Genomic DNA, 22,654 nt, shown 5'->3' with positions numbered 1-22,654 from the left:
ACAAGCGAGTTTTTAAAAATGGTGCCGGAATTCCCAAGCAGGATAGCCCGCGTCGGCGCGGTCCTTACGGTGATTGGGTCTTTGATATGGGTTCAATGGCCAGTGGATTTTGCGAAATTCAATTTTGCCGCGCTAATTCTTTTCGTTGCGTCACTCATGACCTGGGTGAGCATAGAGCTTGCCGACGCGTCTAATAACAGCAAATCAAACGACTATGTATTACTGGACGACGTTGATAAGATAAATTCACTAATTAGTATAATGGACAAAAATCAATATTATATTATAAAAAATAAAGCAATTCAGACCTATATGGATGAAGATGACTATGATGGTATATTAAAGATAATATCTCTGCACGAGAACGATATATTTCCATTTCACAACAAGAACATTCAGGCAGCCTACGACGCTTTTTGCAACGATGCCCGCGCCTTCTATCGCGAGTTTTATGGACTCTATACCTCTGACGGTCGCGGAAGATCGACTTGGAAACCGTCTGGTGAACGATGGGTTGAAGATGAGATCTACAAACAGGTTATGTCAAAAATTGCCGCACTTGATCGAAAGGCATCCGCACTTTCCGAATCGTGGGAAGCTTTGATCAATCTTGCCCGGCAAGAATTAAAGGGTGCATCTAAGGCAGTGGACCGCTACGAGATGTGAGATTGAGGCTAGCTGTCTAACTGATACGGAAGCATGACCCGGAAAAGTGTTCCGGTTAGCGTTTTCTCAAAAACCGTTTTTCATTTAAAAACAATAACTTAAACTGTATGGCTGGGGCGCCTGGATTCGAACCAGGGGTGCCGGTACCAAAAACCAGTGCCTTACCGCTTGGCTACGCCCCAACATCTGGCGCGCGGAGAATTGCCGGGCCAAATCGAAAGCCGGTTTAGCAAAGCCGCGCGGATGCGACAATCTTTAAGTTGGGGTTCGCACGGATTTTTGCAAATGCGGCATGGCTGTGGACGGGATGCCCTGCCCTCTGCGGATACGGCTTGGCATTCCATTGCCCGCCCTCTAGTCTCGCCTTCAAATCCGGAGACGTTCATGAGCATTTTTCGCGCCCGCCCGCCTGCCAAATCCACGCTTCTGCTCGACGACGACATGGTACGGATCACGCGCTGGGATTTCGAGCCGGGGGCGGATACCGGGCATCATGTGCATGGCATGGGTTATGTCGTTGTGCCGATGACCGACTGCCGTTTTCTACTGGAGGAGCCGGGCGGCGAACGACGGGTGGATATCGGCAAGGGTGCCGCCTACCGGCGCGAGGCCGGGGTCGAGCACAATGTCGTCAACGCCGGAAGCGACTTCATGTCCTTCATCGAAATCGAGTACAAGTGAAGAGACGGCGCATGGCAGACCTCGATTTCGATCTCGATTTCAAGCCGGCGTATGGCGAGGCCGTCCCGGTGGCGGACGGTGTCGAGCGGATCACCGTCAACAACCCCAGCCCCTTCACCTTTCATGGCACCAACAGCTACATCGTCGGCGGGCGTTCGGTGGCGGTGATTGATCCGGGGCCGGAGGACGAGGCGCATTTCCAGGCGCTGATGACGGCGCTTAGTGGGCGCGAGGTCACCCATATCGCCGTCAGCCACACGCATCGCGATCACTCGCCGCTGGCGCGCCGGCTGAAGGAAGCGACCGGGGCGTTGATTGTCGCCGAAGGCCCGCACCGGGCGGCGCGGCTGTTGCACGAGGGCGAGGTCAATCCCTTCGCCGAAAGCTCCGACATGGACTTTACGCCGGACATGGTCCTCGATGACGGTGACCGGATCGAGGGCGACGGCTGGTCGCTGACAGCGATCCTGACGCCCGGGCACACGGCAAACCATGCCGCCTTCGCGCTGGGTGGGGCCGGCCGCGGCGATGAGACCGGCATCGTTTTTTCCGCCGATCATGTCATGGCCTGGGCGACCTCGATCGTCGCGCCGCCGGACGGGTCGATGACCGATTACATGGCGTCTCTCGAAAAACTGCTGGCGCGCGACGACAGGCTTTATCTGCCCGGTCACGGCGGGCCTGTCCGGCAACCGGCGGCCTTCCTGCGCGGGCTGCGAACGCATCGGCGCATGCGCGAGCGGGCCATTCTGGAGCGGCTGCGCGCCGGCGACCGGGCGATCCCCGACATGGTGGCGGCAATTTACGCCACGACAGATGTGCGGCTGCATGGCGCGGCGGCCCTTTCCGTGCTGGCGCATCTGGAAGACCTTGTCGAACGCGGCGATGTCGAGACCGACGGGCCGCCGGCGCTGACAGGGTTGTTTCGCCTCGCACCGGGGGCCGAGCCGTGACCGGCAATTCGGCTTACAGCTATCGCAGCGACCCGGCCGTGCCCGCCTTCGCCGACGACCACCCGATCATCGTCTTCGACGGCGAATGCATCTTCTGTTCGGGCTGGGTGAATTTCGTGCTGCGGCATGACCGGCAGGGCCGCTTTCGCTTCATCACCGCCCAATCGCCGCTCGGCGAAGCGCTCTACAGACATTACGGGCTCGACAGCCGCAATTACGAGACCAATCTTCTGATCGAAGACGGTTTGGCGCACCAGAAATTCGACGGCACGCTGCGCATGGCGGCAAGGCTCGGCTTTCCCTATAACCTCGCCGGTGTCCTGAAGATCATCCCGCCGCCGCTGCGCGATCCGCTCTACGACCTGGTGGCGAAAAACCGGTACCGCATTGCCGGCCGGCGCGATGCCTGTTTCGTGCCGCAACCGGAGCATCGCAGCCGGTTCATCGCATGAACCCGGCCCGTGGCACGCCCCCTCTGACGCTTCTGATTGTCGGCGGCTACGGCACGTTTGGCGGGCGGCTGGCGCGGCTGCTGAGCGACGAGACACGTGTGGCATTGCTGATTGCCGGGCGTTCGCGCGAAAAGGCCGAAGCTTTCGCGGCCTCGCTTGGAGGCAAGGCGAAAGCGACGGGACTCGCATTCGACTGGACGGGGGACAACATAGGGGCGAGGCTGGAGGTGCTGAAGCCCGATCTCGTTGTCGATGCGTCCGGACCCTTCCAGATGACGGGTCCGGATCCCTACCGGCTGGCGCGCGCCTGCATCGCGCTAAAAATCCACTATCTCGATCTGGCCGATGCCACCGCTTTCGTCACCGGGATTGCAGCACTCGATACGGATGCAAAGGAGAGCGGCGTCTTCACCTTGTCGGGCTGCAGCAGCTTTCCGGCCCTCTCCTTCGCCGCGCTGGAGGCGCTTGCGCCCGGCTTTTCGAGGATAGACGGTATCGCCGCCGGCATTGCCCCCTCGCCCAAGGCGCGGATGGGTCTCAATGTCGTGCGCGCCGTGACAAGCTATGCCGGCAGGCCGATCAAGATTCTGCGGGACGGCAGGCCCGCGACCGGCTACGGCCTGATGGACGGAATGGGGATGACGATCGCGCCGCCCGGCTGCGTGCCGCTCCGCCGGCGACGCTTCGTGCTCGCCGATGCCCCCGATCTCGCGCTGCTGCCGGAGCGCCTGCCCGGATTGCAGTCCGTCTTCACCGGTGCCGGCACCGAGCCGCAGATCCTGCAACGGCTTCTCGGTCTCCTCGCATGGCTGCCGCGGCTTGCCATTGTTCCGTCCCTGGTTCCGCTTGCTCCCCTGTTTCACCGCGTCTCGCGGCTTTTCGCCTTCGGCGAACATCGGGGCGGCATGGTCGTGACGGTTTCGGGTGCAGGCATGACGGGCGCAGAGCTCAGGCGATCCTGGCATCTGATCGCCGAGGGAGAGGATGGCCCTTTCATTCCGGCCATGGCGGCGGAAGCCATCATCCGCGGGATGCTGGCGGGACATGCGCCCGCAGCCGGCGCACGGCCGGCCGCCGGAGAATTGAGGCTCGCCGATTTCGAACCGCTTTTCGAACGATTTGCCATTCTTTCCGGCATCCGCGAGGACAGTGCCGCAGAGCAAGCCAGGCCGCTCTACCGCCGCGTCCTTGCAAGCAGCTGGAATACGCTGCCCGCAGCCGTGGCGGCGATGCATGACAGCGGCGAAACCCGCACTGTCCGGGGCCGGGCGCGGGTGGAGCGTGGAACGGGGCTTTTGTCGCGGCTGACCGCCGCCATTTTCCGGTTTCCGGCGGCGAAGGCCGACGTTCCGGTCAGCGTTTGCTTTACCTGCGCCGAAGGCCGCGAGACGTGGACACGCCGTTTCGGCGAGAGAGCCTTCCGCAGCGTGCAATCGGCAGCGACCGGACGAGACGAAGGGCTGCTTGCCGAGGATTTCGGGCCGTTCCGGGTGTTGATCGCGCTCGTTCCCGAGAAGCGCCGGTTGCGGCTGGTGATCCGCGGGTGGCGTTTTCTCGGCCTTCCGCTGCCCCTGTCTCTGGCGCCGGGCGGCGACACTTTCGAGGAAGAACGTGACGGCGTGTTTCGGTTTCATGTCGAGATCGGGAGCCCTTTGACCGGCTTGATCGTGCGCTACAACGGCTGGCTTTCCTGATCAATCACCGGCAATACCGAGCAATTCGGCATCGAGCGCATGCAGGAACTGGTCGGCAAAACGGGCGCTGCGGCCAAGATCGTGGGCGCCGTAGCGGGAGGCGACCCGCATGTCCACGAAGGTCGTCTCGGCCTCCTCCCGAAGCCGGATCAGAACATCGAAACGCAAGCCCAAAATCAGCGTGCGGCGCTCGCCCTGCAGCAGGATGTCGGAAGACCGACGCCCGGGCGTCATCTCGCCCCGCACCGGTTCCGGCCGCGACAACGGGATCGGCACGTCGTTCGGCTCGCTATCGGCATTGGCGGGATCCGCGGGCTTCACCGCCATGTCCTCCAGATCGGCCTGCGCGTTCTCGGCGCCCAGTTCACCGGTAACCGCTATGCCGGTCTTTTCGGCAACGTTTTTCACCCCCTGGAAGACGCGGTCGAGCGCACCGTCATACCGCCGCCCGGTCAGGCCGGGATAGGCGATGATCTGTGCTTCGCGGTCCTGCGGCGTCACAATCGCAGGACGCGTGAGCCAGCCCTGGTCCGCATCCGGCTCGCTGATCCACGGTGGCGGCGTTACGGTATCGGTGCTGACATCGTAGATCGCCGGCTTGTCGATATACTGGCTCGTCGTGTACACGGCAAAGCCCAGCGGAACGGCGGCGTAGAGAAGGGCAACGAAAGACGCGATGCCGCCGACCGCGGCCACCTGCCAGAGCCTGACGAAGCCGACGACGGCCAGCACCACCGCGATGCCGGACAGCGCTGCGGAGAAAATGGCGAGCGCGATGAAATTCGGCGTGGTCAAGGGCCCGAAGCGATGGGCAAGAAGCGTCGCCAGAAAGAGACCGAAGGCAAAGCGGGCAATCCATCGCGCCCAGCGGGCGGCAATGGAAATCGGGCGCTCGTACTTGATCGTCATATGGCGGAATCAACCCCTAGCCGGCTGCGGCAATAGTCCTCTGTTTAGAGCATCATCGCAAAAGGAGGGAAGCGGTTTCCCTGTCAAAAGCCCGATATCCCGGAGGAAATGCCGCCAGCTGCGGCAATCCGGGCCGTCCAGGCGCGCTTTGCCGCAAATTCGCCATTCTCGTTAATCAACGTTTTAAAACGGGGACCATGTGTGTTCCGGTTCCGGGGCGCGGAACCGGTCTGATAGTCATCATTTCCAAGACTGCCGGAACATCGAACAGCGGCGGTCTGAAAGGGAGCGACCCATGTTGTCATCCGATGCCCCTCAGTCAGCCATTCCCGTCCACGCGTCGCAGCCGCTGGCCGATGCAAATCCAGCGGACAATCTTGATCTGACCATGGATCTCATGGAACTCGAACTGTCGCTCGACGGTTTTTCCGGGGATCCCGCTGGCTTTGCCGATCATGTCCGCAGGGCCGCGTCGGCAATCGAAGGCGTTCTGCTCTTCGAACTCCCTGCCTCCGGCCTGATCGCCGATAGCGACCGCATCGCCGTGCTGCGCATCCCGCAGAGCAGCGCGGCGGCGATGGCGACGATCTTTGCCTGTCTTGGCAATGACGGTTCGACCATCCGCGTCGAACAGCCGGACGAGGCGACAGTTGACCTAAAGAATTTTGCCGAAGCCTTTGTGGATGTGCTGCAACGCATCTGATAGGGATCGAACCTTGCTGGATGTCACGAGGTTTGATCATGCAATTCCGTAAAATTCTGATTCTCACCGTGCTGGGCGCCCTGCTTGCCGGCTGCCAGACGATGACGCCGGAAGAACGCCGCTCGGTCGACGAAAAAACCTGCCTCTCCTATGGCTTCCGCCGCAATACGGATGCGCTTGCAACCTGCCTGCAACGCATGGAACTCGACCGCCGGGCTGAATCCCGCGCTTTCCGCTACGGCAACGACACGATGCTATGGGGATGGAACCGGCCGAATACGCTGAGGCGTTGAAAACGAATTTAATTGCGGCAGGCCAAAGCGCGGGCCAGCAGGAATTCCCGTTCCCGGTCATTGCGGGTGAGTTCTGCCGCACGTTCAAACGCGACCCTGGCTTCGTCAAGCCGGCCAGCGCGGAAGAGGAAATCCCCTCTGGCCGCCGGAAGCGGTGCGTACTGGCTGAGGATCTCAGCCTGCGCGATGCCATCCAGACAGGCGAGACCCGTCTCGGGACCGAAAGCCATGCTGTGCGCGACGGCGCGGTTGAGGCCGACCACTGGCGACGGCATGACCTCCGCGAGCCTGTCGTACAACGCGGCAATGCGTGGCCAGTCCGTATCCTGCGACCGGCGCGCCCTTGCATGGCAGGCGGCCAGTGCTGCCTGCAGCGCATAGGCGCCATTCTCTCCCCCCAATGCTTCGGCGCGTTGCAGCGCGGCAAGACCGCGGCGGATCAGCAATCGGTCCCATCGGGCGCGGTCCTGCTGCGTCAGGGGGACAAATTCTCCCTGTGGCCCTGCTCGGGCGGAAAGCCGGGAGGCCTGGATTTCCATGAGCGCCAGCAAGCCGTGAACTTCCGGCTCATCCGGCATCAGACCGGCAAGGATGCGCCCGAGGCGCTGGGCCTCGGCACAGAGTGCGGGGCGGACCAGATCCTCACCCATCGTCGCGGCATAGCCTTCGTTGAAGATGAGATAGACGACTTCGAGCACCGAGGCGAGGCGTGCTGTCCTTTCGTCCCCCCGTGGCACCTCATAGCTGAGACCGGCTGCGCCAAGCATTTTCTTGGCCCGCACGATACGTTGCGCAATCGCCGGCTCGTTCGAGAGAAACGCCCGGGCGATCTCGGAGGTGGTCAATCCACCGATCAGCCGCAGCGTCAGCGCCGTCCGCTGCTGTGGAGACAAGACCGGATGGCAGGCGGTGAAAATCAGGCTTAGCAGTTCGTCGCCGACATCGTCGTCCATCGCCGCCTCGATTGCATCGACGGCCGTCTCGTCGCCCTCCTTGATGGTGTGACCGATTTCCGCATGTTTCAGCGCCATCATCTTTCTGCGGCGCAGACTGTCGAGGGCCCGGCGCTTGGCAGCCGTCATCAGCCAGGCACCGGGATTGCGGGGAATGCCGGTCTTTTGCCATTCGGAAAGGGCGATCACAAAGGCTTCCTGTGCCAGTTCCTCGGCCGCATCGATGTCGCGCATCATGCGGGCGAGACCGGCAATCAGCCGAGCCCGCTCCATGCGGAACACGGTCTCTATCGCCCTGTGGATTTCGGTTACCGTCATGCCGCAAGGCTAGAAGGCCAGTCTCGCCTGAGTCAACACGGGCAACGGCTGTATCAGGCGCCCGAGGTCTTCTCGCGCATGATTTCCAGCTGCTCCGTCATGCCCGGGGTCATCTCCTCGCCGAAATCCGACGCCTCGTAGACCGGACGAATTTCGATTTCGCTCGGACCGAACATCGGATTGGGGCAGCGTTTGACCCATTCCACGGCCTCGTCCAGATCCTTGACCTGCCAGAGCCAGAACCCTGCGACAAGTTCGCGGGTTTCGGCGAATGGACCGTCGATGACGGTCCGGCCCGGGCCATCAAAAGCGACACGCTTGCCCTGCGACGACGGCTTCAAACCTTCGCCCGCAAGCAGGATTCCGGCTTCGACCAGTTGCCCGTTGAAGGCGCTCATCGCCTCCAACAGTTCCAACGTCGGCATGACGCCCTCCTCGCTGTCCACCGTCGCCTTCACCATCACCATCACACGCATTCTGCTTCTCCTTTGAAACGGAAGCCAGTCTTGCCTTCCTCACTCCATGACGAACGGGCTACGGTGGATTCGACAGGACGCCAAATTTTTTCCGGGAAATTCTGTAGCCCTGTCATCCCCTGCCGATGATTGCCGCCTGTGCCGCCGCGAGCCGCGCGATCGGAACGCGGAAGGGCGAGCAGGAGACGTAGTCGAGGCCGGTTTCCTCGCAGAAGCGGATGGAGGCGGGATCACCGCCATGTTCGCCGCAGATGCCGAGCTTCAGGCCGTTCTTGGTGCGGCGGCCGCGCTCGGCGGCGATCTGGATAAGCTCGCCGACGCCGTCGAAATCAAGCGAAACGAAGGGATCCTGATCGACAATTCCCTTCTGGATATAGGTGTTGAGGAACTGTGCAGCATCGTCGCGGGAAATGCCGAAGGTCGTCTGCGTCAGGTCGTTGGTGCCGAAGGAAAAGAAATCGGCGCTCTCGGCGATGACATGGGCGCGCAGGGCTGCACGCGGCAGTTCGATCATTGTGCCAACCAGATATTCGATCTCGATGCCCGCTTCGCCGATCACCTCTTTCGCCACCGCGTCGATGCGGGCTTTGACATAATCGAGTTCCGATTTCAGGCCGACGAGCGGCACCATGATCTCCGGCACCACGGCCGCTCCGGTTTCCCGCGCGGCCTCGACAGCCGCCTCGAAGATCGCCCTCGCCTGCATCTCGCAGATTTCCGGGTAGGAAATTGCCAGCCGGCAGCCGCGATGGCCGAGCATGGGATTGTATTCGTGCAAGGCGTCGACACGCTGGCGAAGCTCGGCCGCCTTCAGCCCGAGAATGGTCGAGACATCGGCGATTTCCGCATCCGTCTTCGGCAGGAATTCGTGTAGCGGCGGATCGAGCAAGCGGATGGTCACCGGCAGGCCGTGCATGATCGAGAAGAGTTCGCTGAAGTCGGAGCGCTGCATCGGCAAAAGCCTGGCGAGCGACGCCCGCCGCCCGGCCTCGTCTGCAGCCAGGATCATTTCGCGCATGACATTGATGCGCTCACCCTCGAAGAACATGTGCTCCGTGCGGCAGAGACCGATGCCCTCCGCACCGAAGGAGCGGGCCGCACGGGCGTCCGCCGGGGTCTCCGCATTGGTGCGCACCGTCATGCGGCGGCTGGCATCCGCCCAGGCCATGATTCGGGCGAAATCGCCGGAGAGTTCCGGCTGCAGCATGGGGATCACGCCCTTCAGCACCTGGCCGGAGGAGCCGTCGATGGTGATGACCTCGCCCTTCTTCAGCGTTCCACCGACGCCGATCAGGACTTCGTTGCGGGCGTCGACACGCAGATTGCCGGCGCCCGAAACGCAGGGGATGCCCATGCCGCGCGCCACCACGGCCGCATGGCTGGTCATACCGCCACGCGCGGTCAGGATGCCTTCGGCGGCGTGCATGCCATGAATGTCCTCAGGACTCGTTTCGACGCGCACGAGGATGACCTTGCGGCCTTCCTTCTGGGCCAGCACCGCCTCTTCCGAGGTGAAGACAATCTCGCCGGTCGCCGCACCCGGCGATGCCGGCAGGCCTGAGCCGATGATGTCGCGCCTTGCCCGCGGGTCGATGGTCGGATGCAACAGTTGGTCGAGCGAAGCGGGATCGATGCGGCAGACGGCCTGTTCCTGCGTGATCATGCCGGCTTCGGCCATGTCGACGGCGATCTTCAGCGCCGCCTTGGCGGTGCGCTTGCCAGAGCGGGTCTGCAGCATCCAGAGCGTGCCGCGCTCGATGGTGAATTCCAGGTCCTGCATGTCCCGATAGTGGGTTTCGAGCCTGTGGCAGATCGCCTTGAACTCCTCGAAAGCTTCCGGCATCAGCTTTTCCAGCGATGGCCTGTCGGAGCCGGAGCCGATGCGGGCGGCTTCGGTGATGTTCTGCGGCGTGCGGATGCCAGCGACGACATCCTCGCCCTGCGCGTTGACGAGAAATTCTCCGTAAAGCTCGTTCTCGCCCGTCGAGGGGTTGCGGGTGAAGGCGACCCCGGTTGCCGACGTATTACCGAGATTGCCGAAAACCATGGCCTGCACATTGACTGCGGTTCCCCAGGCTGCGGGGATATTGTGCAAGTGGCGATAGGTGACGGCCCGCGGGTTCATCCAGCTTGAAAAGACCGCGCCGATCGCTCCCCAGAGTTGCACCTGCGGGTCCTGCGGAAAGGCCTCGCCCAGTTCCTCCTCGATCACCCGCTTGTAAAGCGAAATGATGTGTTGCCATTCGACGGCGGAAAGCTCGGTATCGTTCTCGTGGCCCAACCGGCCCTTCTCGTCCTCAAGAATTTCTTCGAAGGCCTCGTGATCGAGACCCATGACCACATCGGCATACATCTGGATGAAGCGGCGATAGCTGTCCCAGGCAAAACGCGCATCGCCGGAATCGTGTCCAAGCGCCTGCACGGTGCGGTCGTTCAGGCCAAGATTGAGCACCGTATCCATCATGCCGGGCATGGAGGCCCGGGCGCCGGAGCGTACCGACAGAAGCAGCGGCTTTTGTGTATCGCCAAAGGCGCGGCCGGTTACGGCCTCCATCTTGCGCAGGCCGGCGGTCACCTGCTGCTTGAGATCGTCCGGTAGGATGCGGCCGCCATCGTGATAGCAGGCACAGGCGTCCGTGATGATCGTCAGCCCCGGCGGCACCGGCAGGCCCAGATTGCACATTTCCGCCAGATTGGCGCCCTTACCACCCAGACGGTGACTATCGCCGGCATTTCCCTCGGCCTCTCCGCCGCCGAAGGTGTATACCCATTTGGTCATGACTGTTCTCCACCCTACGGCTCCCACCGAGATCACCGTACACTCATTGCATCCAAACCGCACGGGTTCAAGAAAAATGCTGCAACGCAACATTTTTGAGGTGGTTGTTTTCGATAGTGAAGACGGACCCGTTTGCCGGAAGCACTTTCCATGTCCATATCAGGCAGACGTACCCAGAAAGGGATTGCGGATCGTCAGACGGTCGAAGGTGCGCCCGTGCTGCATGTCTTCGCTGAACAGGGTGTCGCAGCCCGCCTCCATGGCGGCGGCGACGATCAAGGCGTCGTAAATGGTCAGGCCGTGGTCGCGAGCAATGGGGAGTGCTGCCGCGTGAAGTTCGGCGGTGAGCGGGACAATCTCCGCCAGACGCGATGTCATCAATTTCAGCGCGGCCTCGATGGCCGGCCATTCTTTTTTTTGCTTCCTGCGAAAAACATGGGTGAGTTCATTGAGAACCTGCGCGCTTATGACGCCACCTTCCGCAATCGTGGCATTCGCCTGTTCCCGTTTCGGATCAGTCGAAAATGCATAAACGAGGATGTTGGTATCGAAGAAAGCCCTCAACGTTCGTTCGCCTCCTCGCGATCAAACTTGTAATCAGCAGGCAGCTCCCATCTGAACTTTTCGATTTCCCGCAAGAATTCAGCCTTGCGATCGACCTTCTCGACAACGATCGTCCGGTCTTCCACCTCGACCACTTTGAGTTCGTCGCCGGCTGAAAGCGCCATATCCTCAACCAGTTTCTTGGGCAGTCTTACAGCCAAGCTGTTTCCCCATTTCGATACCTGCATGACATCCTCCATGATATACATTTTTCCGATGTATATCATTCACGCCAAACCTCAGCAACAGATCGCTAAACCGCTTCCCTTAACTGCTCGGCCGTCTGGAGATCGACGGAGACCAGTTGCGACACGCCCTGCTCGGCCATGGTGACGCCGAACAGGCGGTTCATGCGGGCCATGGTGATGGGGTTGTGGGTGATGATGACGAAGCGTGTTTCCGTGGAGGCCGCCATTTCGTCCATCAAATTGCAGTAGCGCTCGACATTGTGGTCGTCGAGCGGCGCATCCACTTCGTCGAGCACGCAGATCGGCGCGGGATTGGTCAGGAACACGGCAAAGATCAGCGCCATGGCCGTCAGCGCCTGCTCGCCGCCGGACAGAAGCGTCATGGTCTGCGGCTTCTTGCCGGGCGGACGGGCAAGGATTTCAAGGCCGGCATCGAGCGGATCCTCGCTTTCGATCAGTTGCAGTTCCGCCGTGCCGCCGCCGAAGAGATGGGTAAACAGCCGCTGGAACTGGGCGTTGACGACATCGAATGCAGCCAGCAACCGCTCCCGGCCCTCACGGTTGAGGCTCTGGATGGCCGAGCGCAGCTTGCGGATCGCGTCGATCACGTCCTCGCGCTCCTTCAGCATCGCATCCAGCTTGTCGGAAAGCTCCTTCTGCTCCTCCTCGGCCCGCAGATTGACCGCGCCCAGCCGCTCACGTTCGATCTTCAGCCGCTCCAGTTCCCGCTCGATCTGGCGGATATCGGGAAGGCTCGCATCGGCGGCAAGGCCGGTCAGGCGCATAACCTCGTGCGGCGCGCAGCTTAAAGCCTCGCGGATACGCGCCTCCACCTCAACGCGCTTTTCGCGGGCCGAAACCAGCCTTTCTTCGGCGCGGCCGCGGCGCTCGCGGGTTTCGGCAAGCTCGGACAGAGCCGTGGTCGCAATCCGGTCGGCATCGCGCAACCGCGTCTCGGCGATCGCCAGAAGATCGGCTGTCTGACGCCTGGTCAGCTCAGCCTTCGCCAGCTCGTTCATAAGGGCCCGGCGCCGGTCATCGAACACGTCGGGAGCTTCGAGCAAAGCCTCGACCTCGTCGCGCGCCTCGTTCTCCCGCTCGCGCAGGGTTTCGATATGCTCGTCGGCGCTTCTCGCCCGCGCCGCCCAGGTCTGGCGCTCCGCGGCAATCGTGCGGATCCGCCGCTCGCGGGCTTCGTTTTCCCGTGCCAACCCATCATTGATCGCGCGCGCTTCCGCGACCCGCGCCCTGTCGGTCGCGACAATCGCGGTCTGGCCGGCAAGCGCACGATCGAGATCAACCCCATCGGGCACACTGTCCAGCGCGTCCCGCGCAGCCTCCATCTGCCCGGCAATCTCCTCGCTTTGCAGAGCGAGCTGGCTGACGGTTTCTGCAAGCACAGCGCGGCGGCGCACGAGATCGCCGGAGGCGCGCTCGGCGGCGGCAAGCGCCTCGCGTGCCTCCGCCAGTCTGCGGACGATCATGCGCTGTTCGTCGCGCGACAGGCGCAGGCGCTCGTCCTCGGTGCGGATGCGGACACTTGCGGCGCCGAGGGCCGCTTCTGCAACCTTCAGCGCATCCTGCGCTGTCGCGATTTCACCTTCGAGTTCCGCCAGCCGGTTCTTCTGTTCAAGACGGAGCGCCGCCGCACTCGGCGCGTCTGCACCGGTCACATGACCATCCCAGCGCCACACCGCGCCGGCGCGGGTCACCAGCCGCTGGCCGGTTTTGAGCAGCGGCAGAAGCGCTTCCGCCACACTGTCGCTCTCGACGATCCCGATCTGGAGCAGGCCGCGCTCAAGAACCCGCGGTCCGCGGACATGCTGCAACAGAGGAACCGCACTGACAGGCAGGTGCGGGTCGCCCGAGCCATCTCCAGGCAAACGCCAATGGGCGGGCGCCCGGCGGTCGAGCGGCGATTCGAGGTCGTCTCCGAGGACAGCCCCCAGCGCCGCTTCAAAGCCCCGGTCAACTTCGATATCATCGACGACGGGCGGCGCAGTCCCCTGAATTGCCGTGGCCGAAAGCATGCGCCGGATGGTGCGCGCCTCGGTCTCCAACCCGCTCAGCCGCGCGCGGGCAGCATCCACAGGCGGCCGGGCTTCAAGCTCCATCCCGCGGGCATCGGCAAGCGCGTCCTCAATATCGGACATCGTCGCCTCGGCCCGCTCCAGGGCTGCCTCAGTTGCCTCGACCTGCTCCCGCTTTTCCTGCGGATCGGGAAGAGCGGAGATCTGCCGGTCGAGATCGGCAAGATCGCGGTTCTGATCCGCAAGCTGGCGCGCAAGGCGCGACTGGCGCTCCGAGAGATCGCGGATGGCTCGCTCGAACTGGTTGCGCGCCGCATGCGCCTCGGCCCGCTCCGATGTCAGCACAGCCAGCCGCGCCTCGCTCTCCTGCAGCGCCTCGCCTTCCTGCTCCAGCCGCTCGCGGGCCTCCTCCGCCCGATCGCCGGCCTCGGCCAAAAGATCGCGCAGTTCCGCCTCTTCTTCGTCCAGCCGGGCGAGAATGTCGGCATTGTCGGCAACAAGCCGCTCTTCGCGGGCGATATCCTCGGCGAGTTGCGACAGGCGGCGCTGCAATTCGTCGCGACGGCGCAGGATGCGGCCTGCGTCCTCCTCGAGTTGCGCCTTGGCAATCTGCAGACGCTGCAATGCCGCCGCCGCCCGGGCTTCGCCTTCACGCAGTTCTGGCAATTTCAGGCTGGCGATTCCCTGTGCCTTGGCCGCCTCCATCTGGCTTTGAGCCTTTTCGGCCACCAGCGATGTCGCCTGGTTGAGGTGGCTTTCGCCTTCGGCCTCCGCCTCCTTGGCCTGCACCCAGCGGATATGCAGAATCATCGCCTCATGGCGCCGGATATCGGCTGACAGCATCTTGAAGCGGTTGGCCTGGCGTGACTGACGCTTCAGGCTTTCGATCTGGCTTTCAAGCTGCGAAGTAACATCCTCCAGCCGCTCGAGATTCGTTTCCGCGCCGCGCATGCGCAGTTCGGCCTCATGCCGGCGCGAGTGCAGGCCGGAAATGCCCGCCGCCTCTTCGAGCAACTGCCGGCGCGCCTGCGGTTTTGCCGCGATCAGTTCGCCAATGCGCCCCTGGCCGACCATGGATGGGGAGCGCGCGCCGGTGGAGGCATCGGCAAAAAGGAGTTGCACATCCTTGGCGCGGGCTTCCTTGCCGTTGATCCTGTAGACCGAGCCATTCTCCCGCTCGATCCGCCGCGTCACCTGAATTTCGTCGCTGTCGTTGAAGGCGGCCGGCGCCGTGCGGTCGGAATTGTCGAGATAAAGGCCGACCTCGGCGGTGTTTCGCGCCGGCCGGTTTCCCGAACCCGAAAAGATGACGTCGTCCATGCCCGACGCGCGCATATTCTTGTAGGAGTTCTCCCCCATCACCCAGCGCATCGCCTCGACAAGATTGGACTTGCCGCACCCGTTCGGCCCGACGACACCGGTCAATCCGCGCTCGATGACGAATTCGGAGGGTTCGACGAAGGATTTGAAGCCGAGGAGACGGAGCTTTGTGAACTTCATGGGGTGAGGCCCTGCCGCCTGCGGAGTGCCGAATATGCGGAGGCTTCCCCCCCTCTGTCACTGCGTGACATCTCCCCCTCAAGGGGGGAGATTGGCCACGGGCACCGTGCTCTCCTCACGACGAGAGTGAGGGGGAGAGTGGCGAGGGAAAAGAATGATCTCCCCCCTTGAGGGGGAGATGTCACGCAGTGACAGAGGGGGGGAAGCCTCCGCACACTCCAGACAACAACAGGCGCAACAACGCGCCCGCCGGTCGTTTGCTGGAAACGGGAAGGGTCAGAGCGATGCGTCGATAAGGGCCGACATGGTGTCAACCGACATGTCTCCGGAATATTGCTTGCCGTTGATGAAGAAGGTCGGGGTGGACTGAACCTTGTAATCGTTCGCGCCCTTCTGCATCGTGGCGTTCACATCATCCAGAAGCTTCTGGTTCGTCAAGCAAGCCTCGAAGCTGTCCTGTGTAAAACCTGCGAGTTTCGACATTTGCAGCAGGGCATCCCGGCCGTTCGGTGCGGCAGCCCAGGTTTCCTGCTGCTTGAACAGCATGGAGACCATCGGGAAATACTGGCCTTCAGGCGCGCAGCGCGCCAGCATGAAGGCCGCCGCCGCGCGTGGATCGAACGGGAATTCGCGCATGACGAAGCGGACCTTGCCGCTATCGACATATTTCGTCTTGATGGCATCGAAGCTGTTGTTGTGGAAAGCGGCGCAATGCGGGCAGGTCATCGACATGTATTCCACGATCGTCACCGGTGCGTCGGCCTTGCCGATCGCCATTTCCGGCAACGGTCCCGGCTCCATCAGCTTGGCGACATCGACCTCGCCCTGAACCTGCGGCAGATCGGCCTTGGCTTCCGGAGCCGCCGCCTGCGCCATCTGTGTCTGGCCGGCCTCTGCCGATGCGGCATCGGCAGGCTTGGCTGCAGAGGACATGGAAGAGGAAGTCATCATGGTGTCGGCGGGCTTCACTTCCGTCTTGGTTGCCGCCATCATGGAGCCGCCGGCCGGCTGGCCCTCGGTCTGCGCAACTGCGCCCGCGGTTTCAGCAGCCGGCGTCTTGGCAGCCGCATCCTTCTTCTCGTCGCTGCAGGCAGCAAGCGTGACGGCGATGGCAGCCACGGCGACGCCGGACAGCAGACGCTTGACGGGGCTGAATTTGGAAATGGACATGGTTCACCTGTCTCAAGGGGAGGAATAAAAGGTCATCAGGTCGATAACTTGCCGCGCCCGACGCGACAAGGGGCTGACGTTCATCACAATTCAAACAATTGTGACCGGCTGATGATTGCCGACCGCTTTTCGCAAGCCTTTCAAGCCCGTTCCTTCTTGCCCGCCGACAGAACGGCAGTGCCAAGCCGCGTCAGCGCCGCCTTCAGCGCATCGCTTTCGATGCCGCCGACCAGGTCTTCCAGGTGCTGAGCGCGCGCACCCGTCAGCGGTTTTGGCTTCGGTTGGCGTTTTTGCGGCGGCGACACCGGCTTTTGAACGATGCGCATCTGGCTGATCGCCGGAAAGCCGAAGAAGCCGTTGATACGCTGGATCAATTCGCCCTGCGCATGGGTGAGAAACAGCGCGCGGGCACCTTCGCAGGCAACGGTGAGGACTCCGGGCTGGTAACCGCCGTTACCGGCCATTTCAGAGGCGCGTCGCGGCCAGGCGATTTTTTCGGGCCGCGTGCAATCGGCGAACTCCTCGCCGGCAATCTCGTCCCAGGAACCAAGCAGCAAGGTGTTGATGCCGGCCCGCTTGGCAAGCACCGGATCGATCAGACCGTTCGCGATCTCGCTGATCTGCGCTGCGCCGCGGCGGCTAAAGGGTTGCTTCAAGACAAGGGCTTCCGCATTTCGATTTCCGCCTTGAAGGCAGGCGAACCATCCGCCAAGTATAGACCCCGATCACTCCTACGGCAAATCATGCAGCATCTGTTCGAAACCATCGACGCCGCCGGCCAGCTTCTTGCCTGGTATGACCGACATCACCGCGACTTGCCCTGGCGCGTTTCGCCACCGATGGCACGGCAGGGCGTCGTTGCCGACCCCTATCATGTCTGGCTGTCGGAAGTGATGCTGCAGCAAACGACAGTGCAGGCGGTCAAACCCTATTTCCACAAATTCCTGGCGCTCTGGCCAAATGTCCGTGATCTCGCTGCGGCCGACACGGAAGAGGTGATGAAAGCCTGGGCGGGGCTTGGCTATTATGCCCGCGCCCGGAACCTGAAGAAATGTGCCGAGGCGGTTGCGCGCGACCATGGCGGCCGCTTCCCGGATACGGAAGAGGGTCTGAAGGCCTTGCCGGGCATTGGCGACTATACGGCCGCCGCCGTCGCCGCGATCGCCTTCAACCGGCAGAGCGCGGTGCTCGACGGCAATGTCGAGAGGGTGATCTCGCGTCTTTATGCCGTCGAAACGCCCTTGCCGGCCGCCAAGCCGCAGATGCGAGCGCTGGTGGCGGCGATGACACCGGCGCAAAGGCCCGGCGATTTCGCGCAGGCCATGATGGATCTGGGCGCGACGATCTGCACGCCGAGACGCCCCGCCTGCGCACTCTGTCCGTTCAACGCCGTCTGTCTGGCCTTCCGGACGGCCGAGCCGGAGAATTTTCCGCGCAAGGCGGCTAAAAAGGAGAAACCGCTGCGTGTCGGGGCCGCTTTCGTGGCAAGCGACCCGGGTGGCGCTGTCTATCTGCAAAAGCGTGCCGAAACCGGACTTCTCGGCGGCATGACGGAGGTGCCCGGAACCCCATGGACGGCGCGCATCGACGGAAAGACGTCCATCGATGCGCAGCCTTTCGCAGGCCCTTGGGAACCGTGCGGGACGATCACGCATGTTTTTACGCATTTCGAGTTGCGTTTATCGGTGTACCGGGCGAATGTCGCAGCCGGGAACAAAACGGGAAACGGCTGGTGGGAGCCCCTTGCCTCACTGAGCGCGCAGGCGCTGCCGACCGTCATGAAAAAAGCGATTGCACAGGCTATACCACATGCCTTCGATGGCAGGCCTCTCGCTGCTAGAGGAGGAGAACAGGAATGACAAACGCCGAGATCCGTCACATCGTCTTCGACATCGGCAAGGTGCTGATCCATTACGATCCGCATATTCCGTTCAGCCGGATGATACCGGACGACACGGAGCGCCAGTGGTTCTTCGCCAATGTCTGCACACACGATTGGAACATGGAGCAAGACCGCGGCCGCGACTGGCGGGAGGCCGAGGACCTTCTCATATCGGCGCATCCGGTCCATGCGGACAATATCCGCGCCTTCCGCAAGCACTGGCACGAGATGGTGCCGCATGCCTATGTCGAAAGCGTCTCGATCATGGAAAGCCTGATCGCCAAGGGCTATGACGTCACGCTGCTGACCAATTTCGCCTCCGACACGTTCAAGGAAGCCCTGAAGCTTTTTCCGTTTCTCACATTGCCGCGCGGCGTCACGGTTTCCGCAGAGGCGCGGCTGATCAAGCCCGATCTGGAAATCTACAGAACCCACGCCGAGAATTTCGGTCTCGATCCGTCCGTGACCTTGTTCATCGACGACAGCGCGGCCAACGTGGAGGGTGCGCGCGCTGCCGGCTGGCATGCCGTGCAGTTTACCGATCCGCAGACGCTGCAGGCCGATCTCCTGGCCTATGGCGTGACTGTGTGACAACATGACAGCGATGTTCGATCCGGTGCAACTGACACAGGACTTTCATGCGGCCATCGGCGCGCTGGACTTTGCCGCGATCGACAGCTTTTTCGCCGAGGATGCGATCTACATCTCGGGGAAAGTCGGCGATCTCCGGGGACGTTCAGCGATCATGGCGGCGTTCCGCGGCTATTTCGAGGAATACCCAGACCAGGTCGCAGAAGACAGCGGGATCGAGGCCCTATCGGCTTTTACGTCACGATCGGTCTGGCATCTCGCGGCGACGAGCACGAAGACCGGAATGAAGCTCGAACGGCGCGGCGAAGAGGTGATCACATTCAACGGGCGGGGCAGGATCATCAGCGTCACCGTCACCGATTACCCAACCTAAGCGCCTCAATTATATCACCGAATCGCCGCAATTGGTTCAGCTATCATTCACCTTTGCCGGGCCATGATCCGCTGCATCAGATCCATCCAATGAGATAAGGACGAGACATCATGGCGACACTTCGCGGCACCAACGGTGACGATATCATCAAGCAGAACGGCTATGCCGAGGTCACCATCTACGGCTATGACGGCCACGATGACATCTATCTCAACCGCACCGACAGCCTGGGCGGCTTCAACACGGTCGAAGCCGGCAGCGGCGACGATTACGTGCTGAACTATTACGAGGGCGGCAACGACATTTTCCTCGGCGACGGCAACGATTTCTACGTGGCCGATATTCGCGCCGGCGATTCGAGCAGCTACGACATCGTCAAGGCCGGCAACGGCAACGACCGCTTTTCGGTCGATACGGAAGCCAGCAGGTATTACGGCGAAGCCGGAAATGACAGCTTTGAATCGGTCGGTGTCGACAACTACTTCAATGGCGGCACAGGCACCGATACGATCAGCTATAAACTGCAGGACAGCTACGAAACGCAGCGCGGCAAGGGCGTAACCGTCGATCTTGGCGCACAGCGAGCCTCGACGACATCCGGTCACCTCGAAGTTCTGATCAGCATCGAGAACGCGACCGGCACGGATCGCGGCAATGACGACCTCACCGGCAGCAGCGGCCGCAACATTCTCCAGGGCCTTGGCGGTCACGACGATCTCTTCGGCTTGGGCGGAAACGACGATCTGTACGGCGGCGCCGGATATGACAATCTTTACGGCGGCAGCGGTGACGACGACCTGATCGGCGGCTCCGGAAGCGACCTTCTGGCCGGCGGTTCCGGCATCGACTACCTGAACGGCGGCACCGGCGCCGACCTTTTCGATTTCAATGCGCTGTCGGATTCGGTCGTGGGTGCAAACCGCGATGTCATCGAGGATTTCCACGCCTCCGAGAACGATCTGGTGGACCTGAGGTCGATCGATGCCAACGAACTGAGCAGCGGCAACCAGAGCTTCAAGTTCATCAGCGGCCAGTCGTTTCATGGAATTGCCGGCGAACTGCGCTACAGCGGCGGCATCATCTCCGGCGATACGGACGGCAACGGCTCCGGCGACTTCCATATCAAGGTCAACGGTGTCTCCACAATGTACGCCGATGATTTCATTCTCTGAGGCTTGACCCAGCCCGAACTATCGAGGGCCTCGCCGCCGGCGGGGCCTTTTTCATGGCTGCAAAGCGAAACGCCCGGACGCCTTTCGGAGTCCGGGCGTTTAAGTCTTTTCCCGGGACTGAAGGTACGAAACCGGGAAAAGACTGTCCGTAAAGCGATAGCCGTTCCCGTTGGGGGTTTGGCGCTGGCCGTCGCGCGGTTGATCACGCATTCGGCCTGCAGACAATCTAGATCCGGGATGGTTAAATTGTTCTAAATATTTCGACTTTTCAGCGGAGGGACTGGCTGCAGATATCCTGTTTCGCTTGATCAGAACGTTGTTTGCGACACGAAAACGCCGCGCCTCCCTTAGGAATCGCGCGGCGTTTTTCAAAGTGGAGTCCTGCCTGGCCGATGTTAGTGGGCCAGAGCCATATCCTTGCGGACGATGGCGCGCAGATCGTCTATAGGCCGCAGTTTGCCTGCGTCCTCGTAGTGCCAGAAAGTCCAGCCGTTGCAGGCGTCGAAGCCCTGAACCTTGGCGCCCAGACGATGGATGGAGCCGGCCTCGCCGCCGCTTGCCAGCGTGCCGTCGGCGCGCACGATGGCGCTGTGACGGCGGCGCTCGTCGGTCAGTACGGTGCCGGGCTTGATCAGGCCGCTTTCGACCAGCGTGTTGAAGGCGACGCGCGGTTCGGCCTTCTTGCCGCTCAGCACGGAAAGGGTCGCCTTGCCGAGCGGTTCGACCGCCGCGATGCGCTCGGCAGCCGCGTCGATATAGCTCTGCTCACGCTCGATGCCGACATAGTTGCGGCCGAGGCGCTTGGCGACCGCACCGGTGGTGCCTGACCCGAAGAAGGGATCGAGCACGACATCGCCAGGCTTGGTGGAGGCCATCAGGATGCGGGCCAGCAAAGCTTCCGGCTTCTGCGTGGGATGCACCTTCTTGCCGTCCTCCCCCTTCAGACGCTCGTTGCCCGAGCAGATCGGGAAGAGCCAGTCGGAACGCATCTGGACGTCGTCGTTTGCGGCCTTCATGGCGTCGTAGTTGAACGTATAGCCCTTGCCCTTGGCGCTGGGGCTCGCCCAGATCAGCGTCTCATGGGCGTTCTGAAACCGACGGCCCTTGAAGTTGGGCATGGGGTTTGTCTTGCGCCAGACGATGTCGTTGAGGATCCAGAAGTTGAGATCCTGCAAGGTGGCGCCGACGCGGAAAATATTGTGGTAGGAGCCGATGACCCAGAGCGTGCCGGTGGGCTTCAGAACGCGGCGGCAGGCGAGCAGCCAGGCGCGGGTGAAGGCGTCGTAGGCATCGAAGGACACGAACTGGTCCCACTCGTCATCGACGGCGTCGACCAGTGACTGATCGGGACGGTGCAGCGAGCCACCGAGCTGCAGATTGTAGGGCGGGTCTGCGAAGACGACATCGACGGAATTGTCGGGCAGCGCTTCGAGGGCTGCGACGCAGTCGCCCTTGATGATGGAATTCATCCAGCCGGCAGGGCTGGTGCCACGGGAGATTTCGGCCAAAGAGACGACTGAGGACATGGACAACTCGCAAATACGCTTACTCGGACTGATCGGCTTATGGTTACCGAACTTGGTTACCAAAGGCTGAAGACGGCGTTGAAATTTGCAAGATGATACAGGGGGATGGCTATTTTCGTGGTCGATCTGTTCCGCCGTGATCCTTCTGGTGGAAGAAATTCGCGAATGCTTTCCGTTGGCTGTCCGGCGGAGAGCCGGATGCCGTCACCAGCACGTCATCGAAACCGGTGGCGGCGATGCCCGTACAGAGCGCCAACCATTCGCACCCGTCGCACCCCTTTCGGATAGACCCGGCCCCGAATGCGTTGCGCAATGTCAGAAGGAAACCGGCATCCGGGCGGATCGACGCGCCGGGGCCGGCGGCCATGCCGAGCAAGTTCTCCACCGCCCGGGTGGCGCAGCGGTCGCGCTCCGTGACGCTGCCGCGCCGACAATGTGCGTCGGCTTCGCCAAGCAGCGGCGCGCAGACATCGTCCGGGCCTTCGACCACGAGAATATCCTCGCCCGCGGTAAGACGGGCGGCGATTCGGATATAATTTTCGGTGAAAGCCTGCGTGTATCCCTTGCCGACGAAAGTGAGCATGCAGAGAAGGTGATGCGAGCGCAGGCGAACGGTCATGGGGCCTCGACGGCAATCCTTGGGGACGGCACAGGCCGTGATGCCAACTTTTCTAATCTTCGGATCGCAACGAAACAAGCCGGGCGGTCTGCCTGGCCGCCTCGCGCATGGCAGCCTCCCACC

At 62.1% G+C, this 22,654-nt stretch carries 22 protein-coding genes and 1 tRNA gene; 11 read left to right on the top strand and 12 right to left on the bottom strand.

Annotated elements, in window-relative coordinates; genetic code table 11:
* Positions 1-18: 18 nt before the first annotated feature.
* Positions 19-666, top strand: a complete 648-nt coding sequence (locus tag PY308_RS06735; protein WP_275789463.1) for a hypothetical protein — start codon at positions 19-21, stop codon at positions 664-666.
* Positions 667-774: 108 nt separating this feature from the next.
* Here the strand turns inward: PY308_RS06735 and PY308_RS06730 are convergent.
* A tRNA-Gln gene (locus PY308_RS06730) sits at positions 775-848 on the bottom strand.
* A 202-nt stretch (positions 849-1,050) separates the two neighbouring features.
* On the opposite strand from PY308_RS06730, the gene PY308_RS06725 reads away from it, so the two are divergent.
* Genes PY308_RS06725 through PY308_RS06710 form a run of 4 tightly spaced genes read left to right on the top strand, consistent with a single transcriptional unit; the run spans position 1,051 to position 4,446 of the window.
* On the top strand, positions 1,051-1,347 hold the full coding sequence (locus tag PY308_RS06725) for a cupin domain-containing protein (RefSeq protein WP_275789461.1): 297 nt from the start codon (positions 1,051-1,053) through the stop codon (positions 1,345-1,347).
* Between the two features lie 11 nt (positions 1,348-1,358).
* Complete coding sequence (locus PY308_RS06720) at positions 1,359-2,300, top strand: MBL fold metallo-hydrolase (RefSeq protein ID WP_275789459.1); 942 nt, start codon at positions 1,359-1,361, stop codon at positions 2,298-2,300.
* A complete protein-coding gene (locus tag PY308_RS06715; RefSeq protein ID WP_275789457.1) occupies positions 2,297-2,752 on the top strand; it encodes a thiol-disulfide oxidoreductase DCC family protein in 456 nt (151 codons plus the stop codon). Before PY308_RS06720 ends, PY308_RS06715 begins: the two co-directional genes overlap by 4 nt.
* The gene (locus tag PY308_RS06710; protein WP_275789455.1) at positions 2,749-4,446 is read left to right on the top strand and encodes a saccharopine dehydrogenase family protein; all 1,698 of its coding nucleotides are present in this window, start codon (positions 2,749-2,751) and stop codon (positions 4,444-4,446) included. Before PY308_RS06715 ends, PY308_RS06710 begins: the two co-directional genes overlap by 4 nt.
* Here the strand turns inward: PY308_RS06710 and PY308_RS06705 are convergent, their stop codons facing one another.
* Positions 4,447-5,355 (bottom strand): DUF1499 domain-containing protein, encoded by a 909-nt coding sequence (locus PY308_RS06705; RefSeq protein WP_275789453.1) that lies wholly within the window; start codon positions 5,353-5,355, stop codon positions 4,447-4,449. It abuts the gene before it with no gap.
* Positions 5,356-5,650: 295 nt separating this feature from the next.
* Here PY308_RS06705 and PY308_RS06700 point away from each other — a divergent pair, with 295 nt between their 5' ends.
* Together PY308_RS06700 and PY308_RS06695 are read left to right on the top strand one after the other, a co-directional pair.
* A complete protein-coding gene (locus PY308_RS06700; protein WP_275789451.1) occupies positions 5,651-6,058 on the top strand; it encodes a hypothetical protein in 408 nt (135 codons plus the stop codon).
* 38 nt (positions 6,059-6,096) lie between these two features.
* Positions 6,097-6,351, top strand: a complete 255-nt coding sequence (locus PY308_RS06695; RefSeq protein WP_275789449.1) for a hypothetical protein — start codon at positions 6,097-6,099, stop codon at positions 6,349-6,351.
* An 8-nt stretch (positions 6,352-6,359) separates the two neighbouring features.
* Here PY308_RS06695 and PY308_RS06690 read toward each other — a convergent pair whose 3' ends face one another.
* The 8 genes from PY308_RS06690 to PY308_RS06655 all read right to left on the bottom strand — a co-directional run bounded on the left by PY308_RS06690 (position 6,360) and on the right by PY308_RS06655 (position 17,024).
* On the bottom strand, positions 6,360-7,622 hold the full coding sequence (locus PY308_RS06690; protein WP_275789447.1) for an RNA polymerase sigma factor: 1,263 nt from the start codon (positions 7,620-7,622) through the stop codon (positions 6,360-6,362).
* A gap of 53 nt (positions 7,623-7,675) precedes the next feature.
* On the bottom strand, positions 7,676-8,098 hold the full coding sequence (locus PY308_RS06685) for a YciI family protein (RefSeq protein WP_275789445.1): 423 nt from the start codon (positions 8,096-8,098) through the stop codon (positions 7,676-7,678).
* Between the two features lie 112 nt (positions 8,099-8,210).
* Complete coding sequence (ppdK, locus tag PY308_RS06680; protein WP_275789443.1) at positions 8,211-10,877, bottom strand: pyruvate, phosphate dikinase; 2,667 nt, start codon at positions 10,875-10,877, stop codon at positions 8,211-8,213.
* Between the two features lie 159 nt (positions 10,878-11,036).
* Positions 11,037-11,441: a PIN domain-containing protein gene (locus tag PY308_RS06675; protein WP_275789440.1), complete on the bottom strand. Its 405-nt coding sequence runs from the start codon at positions 11,439-11,441 to the stop codon at positions 11,037-11,039.
* Positions 11,438-11,680, bottom strand: coding sequence for an AbrB/MazE/SpoVT family DNA-binding domain-containing protein (locus PY308_RS06670; RefSeq protein WP_338051078.1), 243 nt, complete (start codon positions 11,678-11,680; stop codon positions 11,438-11,440). The genes PY308_RS06675 and PY308_RS06670 overlap by 4 nt, the downstream gene beginning before the upstream one ends.
* Positions 11,681-11,733: 53 nt before the next feature.
* Positions 11,734-15,198 carry a chromosome segregation SMC family protein gene (locus PY308_RS06665; protein ID WP_275789438.1) on the bottom strand — a complete coding sequence of 1,155 codons (3,465 nt, stop codon included), beginning with the start codon at positions 15,196-15,198 and terminating at the stop codon, positions 11,734-11,736.
* A 276-nt stretch (positions 15,199-15,474) separates the two neighbouring features.
* Positions 15,475-16,368 (bottom strand): DsbA family protein, encoded by an 894-nt coding sequence (locus PY308_RS06660; RefSeq protein ID WP_275789437.1) that lies wholly within the window; start codon positions 16,366-16,368, stop codon positions 15,475-15,477.
* A gap of 140 nt (positions 16,369-16,508) precedes the next feature.
* Positions 16,509-17,024, bottom strand: coding sequence for a DUF721 domain-containing protein (locus tag PY308_RS06655; protein WP_275789435.1), 516 nt, complete (start codon positions 17,022-17,024; stop codon positions 16,509-16,511).
* Between the two features lie 87 nt (positions 17,025-17,111).
* On the opposite strand from PY308_RS06655, the gene mutY reads away from it, so the two are divergent.
* The 4 genes from mutY to PY308_RS06635 all read left to right on the top strand — a co-directional run bounded on the left by mutY (position 17,112) and on the right by PY308_RS06635 (position 20,386).
* Positions 17,112-18,227: an A/G-specific adenine glycosylase gene (mutY, locus tag PY308_RS06650; protein WP_434064209.1), complete on the top strand. Its 1,116-nt coding sequence runs from the start codon at positions 17,112-17,114 to the stop codon at positions 18,225-18,227.
* Entirely contained in the window at positions 18,224-18,841 is a 618-nt protein-coding gene (locus PY308_RS06645; protein ID WP_275789433.1) for an HAD family hydrolase, read from the top strand. Before mutY ends, PY308_RS06645 begins: the two co-directional genes overlap by 4 nt.
* A 4-nt stretch (positions 18,842-18,845) precedes the next feature.
* On the top strand, positions 18,846-19,214 hold the full coding sequence (locus tag PY308_RS06640; protein WP_275789431.1) for a nuclear transport factor 2 family protein: 369 nt from the start codon (positions 18,846-18,848) through the stop codon (positions 19,212-19,214).
* Between the two features lie 110 nt (positions 19,215-19,324).
* Entirely contained in the window at positions 19,325-20,386 is a 1,062-nt protein-coding gene (locus PY308_RS06635) for a calcium-binding protein (protein ID WP_275789429.1), read from the top strand.
* Between the two features lie 395 nt (positions 20,387-20,781).
* Here PY308_RS06635 and PY308_RS06630 read toward each other — a convergent pair whose 3' ends face one another.
* Positions 20,782-21,912, bottom strand: coding sequence for a site-specific DNA-methyltransferase (locus PY308_RS06630; protein ID WP_275789427.1), 1,131 nt, complete (start codon positions 21,910-21,912; stop codon positions 20,782-20,784).
* Positions 21,913-22,021: 109 nt separating this feature from the next.
* The gene (locus PY308_RS06625) at positions 22,022-22,531 is read right to left on the bottom strand and encodes a DUF1284 domain-containing protein (protein WP_338051077.1); all 510 of its coding nucleotides are present in this window, start codon (positions 22,529-22,531) and stop codon (positions 22,022-22,024) included.
* Positions 22,532-22,654: the final 123 nt, after the last annotated feature.

Origin of the sequence: Pararhizobium gei (assembly GCF_029223885.1) — a bacterium.
GTDB classification, from domain to species: domain Bacteria; phylum Pseudomonadota; class Alphaproteobacteria; order Rhizobiales; family Rhizobiaceae; genus Pararhizobium; species Pararhizobium gei.
The sequence above is the reverse complement of the archived record's forward strand: the minus strand, read 5'-3'. Positions and strand labels throughout refer to the sequence as shown.

What these genes read in the sequence shown, in the direction of transcription:
- PY308_RS06735 (WP_275789463.1), top strand. Translation starts at nt 19, where the DNA reads ATGGTGCCGGAATTCCCAAGCAGGATAGCCCGCGTCGGCGCGGTCCTT.
- PY308_RS06725 (WP_275789461.1), top strand. Translation starts at nt 1,051, where the DNA reads ATGAGCATTTTTCGCGCCCGCCCGCCTGCCAAATCCACGCTTCTGCTC.
- PY308_RS06720 (WP_275789459.1), top strand. Translation starts at nt 1,359, where the DNA reads ATGGCAGACCTCGATTTCGATCTCGATTTCAAGCCGGCGTATGGCGAG.
- PY308_RS06710 (WP_275789455.1), top strand. Translation starts at nt 2,749, where the DNA reads ATGAACCCGGCCCGTGGCACGCCCCCTCTGACGCTTCTGATTGTCGGC.
- PY308_RS06705 (WP_275789453.1), bottom strand. Translation starts at nt 5,355, where the DNA reads ATGACGATCAAGTACGAGCGCCCGATTTCCATTGCCGCCCGCTGGGCG.
- PY308_RS06700 (WP_275789451.1), top strand. Translation starts at nt 5,651, where the DNA reads ATGTTGTCATCCGATGCCCCTCAGTCAGCCATTCCCGTCCACGCGTCG.
- PY308_RS06695 (WP_275789449.1), top strand. Translation starts at nt 6,097, where the DNA reads ATGCAATTCCGTAAAATTCTGATTCTCACCGTGCTGGGCGCCCTGCTT.
- PY308_RS06690 (WP_275789447.1), bottom strand. Translation starts at nt 7,622, where the DNA reads ATGACGGTAACCGAAATCCACAGGGCGATAGAGACCGTGTTCCGCATG.
- PY308_RS06685 (WP_275789445.1), bottom strand. Translation starts at nt 8,098, where the DNA reads ATGCGTGTGATGGTGATGGTGAAGGCGACGGTGGACAGCGAGGAGGGC.
- ppdK (WP_275789443.1), bottom strand. Translation starts at nt 10,877, where the DNA reads ATGACCAAATGGGTATACACCTTCGGCGGCGGAGAGGCCGAGGGAAAT.
- PY308_RS06670 (WP_338051078.1), bottom strand. Translation starts at nt 11,680, where the DNA reads ATGGAGGATGTCATGCAGGTATCGAAATGGGGAAACAGCTTGGCTGTA.
- PY308_RS06665 (WP_275789438.1), bottom strand. Translation starts at nt 15,198, where the DNA reads ATGAAGTTCACAAAGCTCCGTCTCCTCGGCTTCAAATCCTTCGTCGAA.
- PY308_RS06660 (WP_275789437.1), bottom strand. Translation starts at nt 16,368, where the DNA reads ATGTCCATTTCCAAATTCAGCCCCGTCAAGCGTCTGCTGTCCGGCGTC.
- mutY (WP_434064209.1), top strand. Translation starts at nt 17,112, where the DNA reads ATGCAGCATCTGTTCGAAACCATCGACGCCGCCGGCCAGCTTCTTGCC.
- PY308_RS06645 (WP_275789433.1), top strand. Translation starts at nt 18,224, where the DNA reads ATGACAAACGCCGAGATCCGTCACATCGTCTTCGACATCGGCAAGGTG.
- PY308_RS06640 (WP_275789431.1), top strand. Translation starts at nt 18,846, where the DNA reads ATGACAGCGATGTTCGATCCGGTGCAACTGACACAGGACTTTCATGCG.
- PY308_RS06635 (WP_275789429.1), top strand. Translation starts at nt 19,325, where the DNA reads ATGGCGACACTTCGCGGCACCAACGGTGACGATATCATCAAGCAGAAC.
- PY308_RS06630 (WP_275789427.1), bottom strand. Translation starts at nt 21,912, where the DNA reads ATGTCCTCAGTCGTCTCTTTGGCCGAAATCTCCCGTGGCACCAGCCCT.
- PY308_RS06625 (WP_338051077.1), bottom strand. Translation starts at nt 22,531, where the DNA reads ATGACCGTTCGCCTGCGCTCGCATCACCTTCTCTGCATGCTCACTTTC.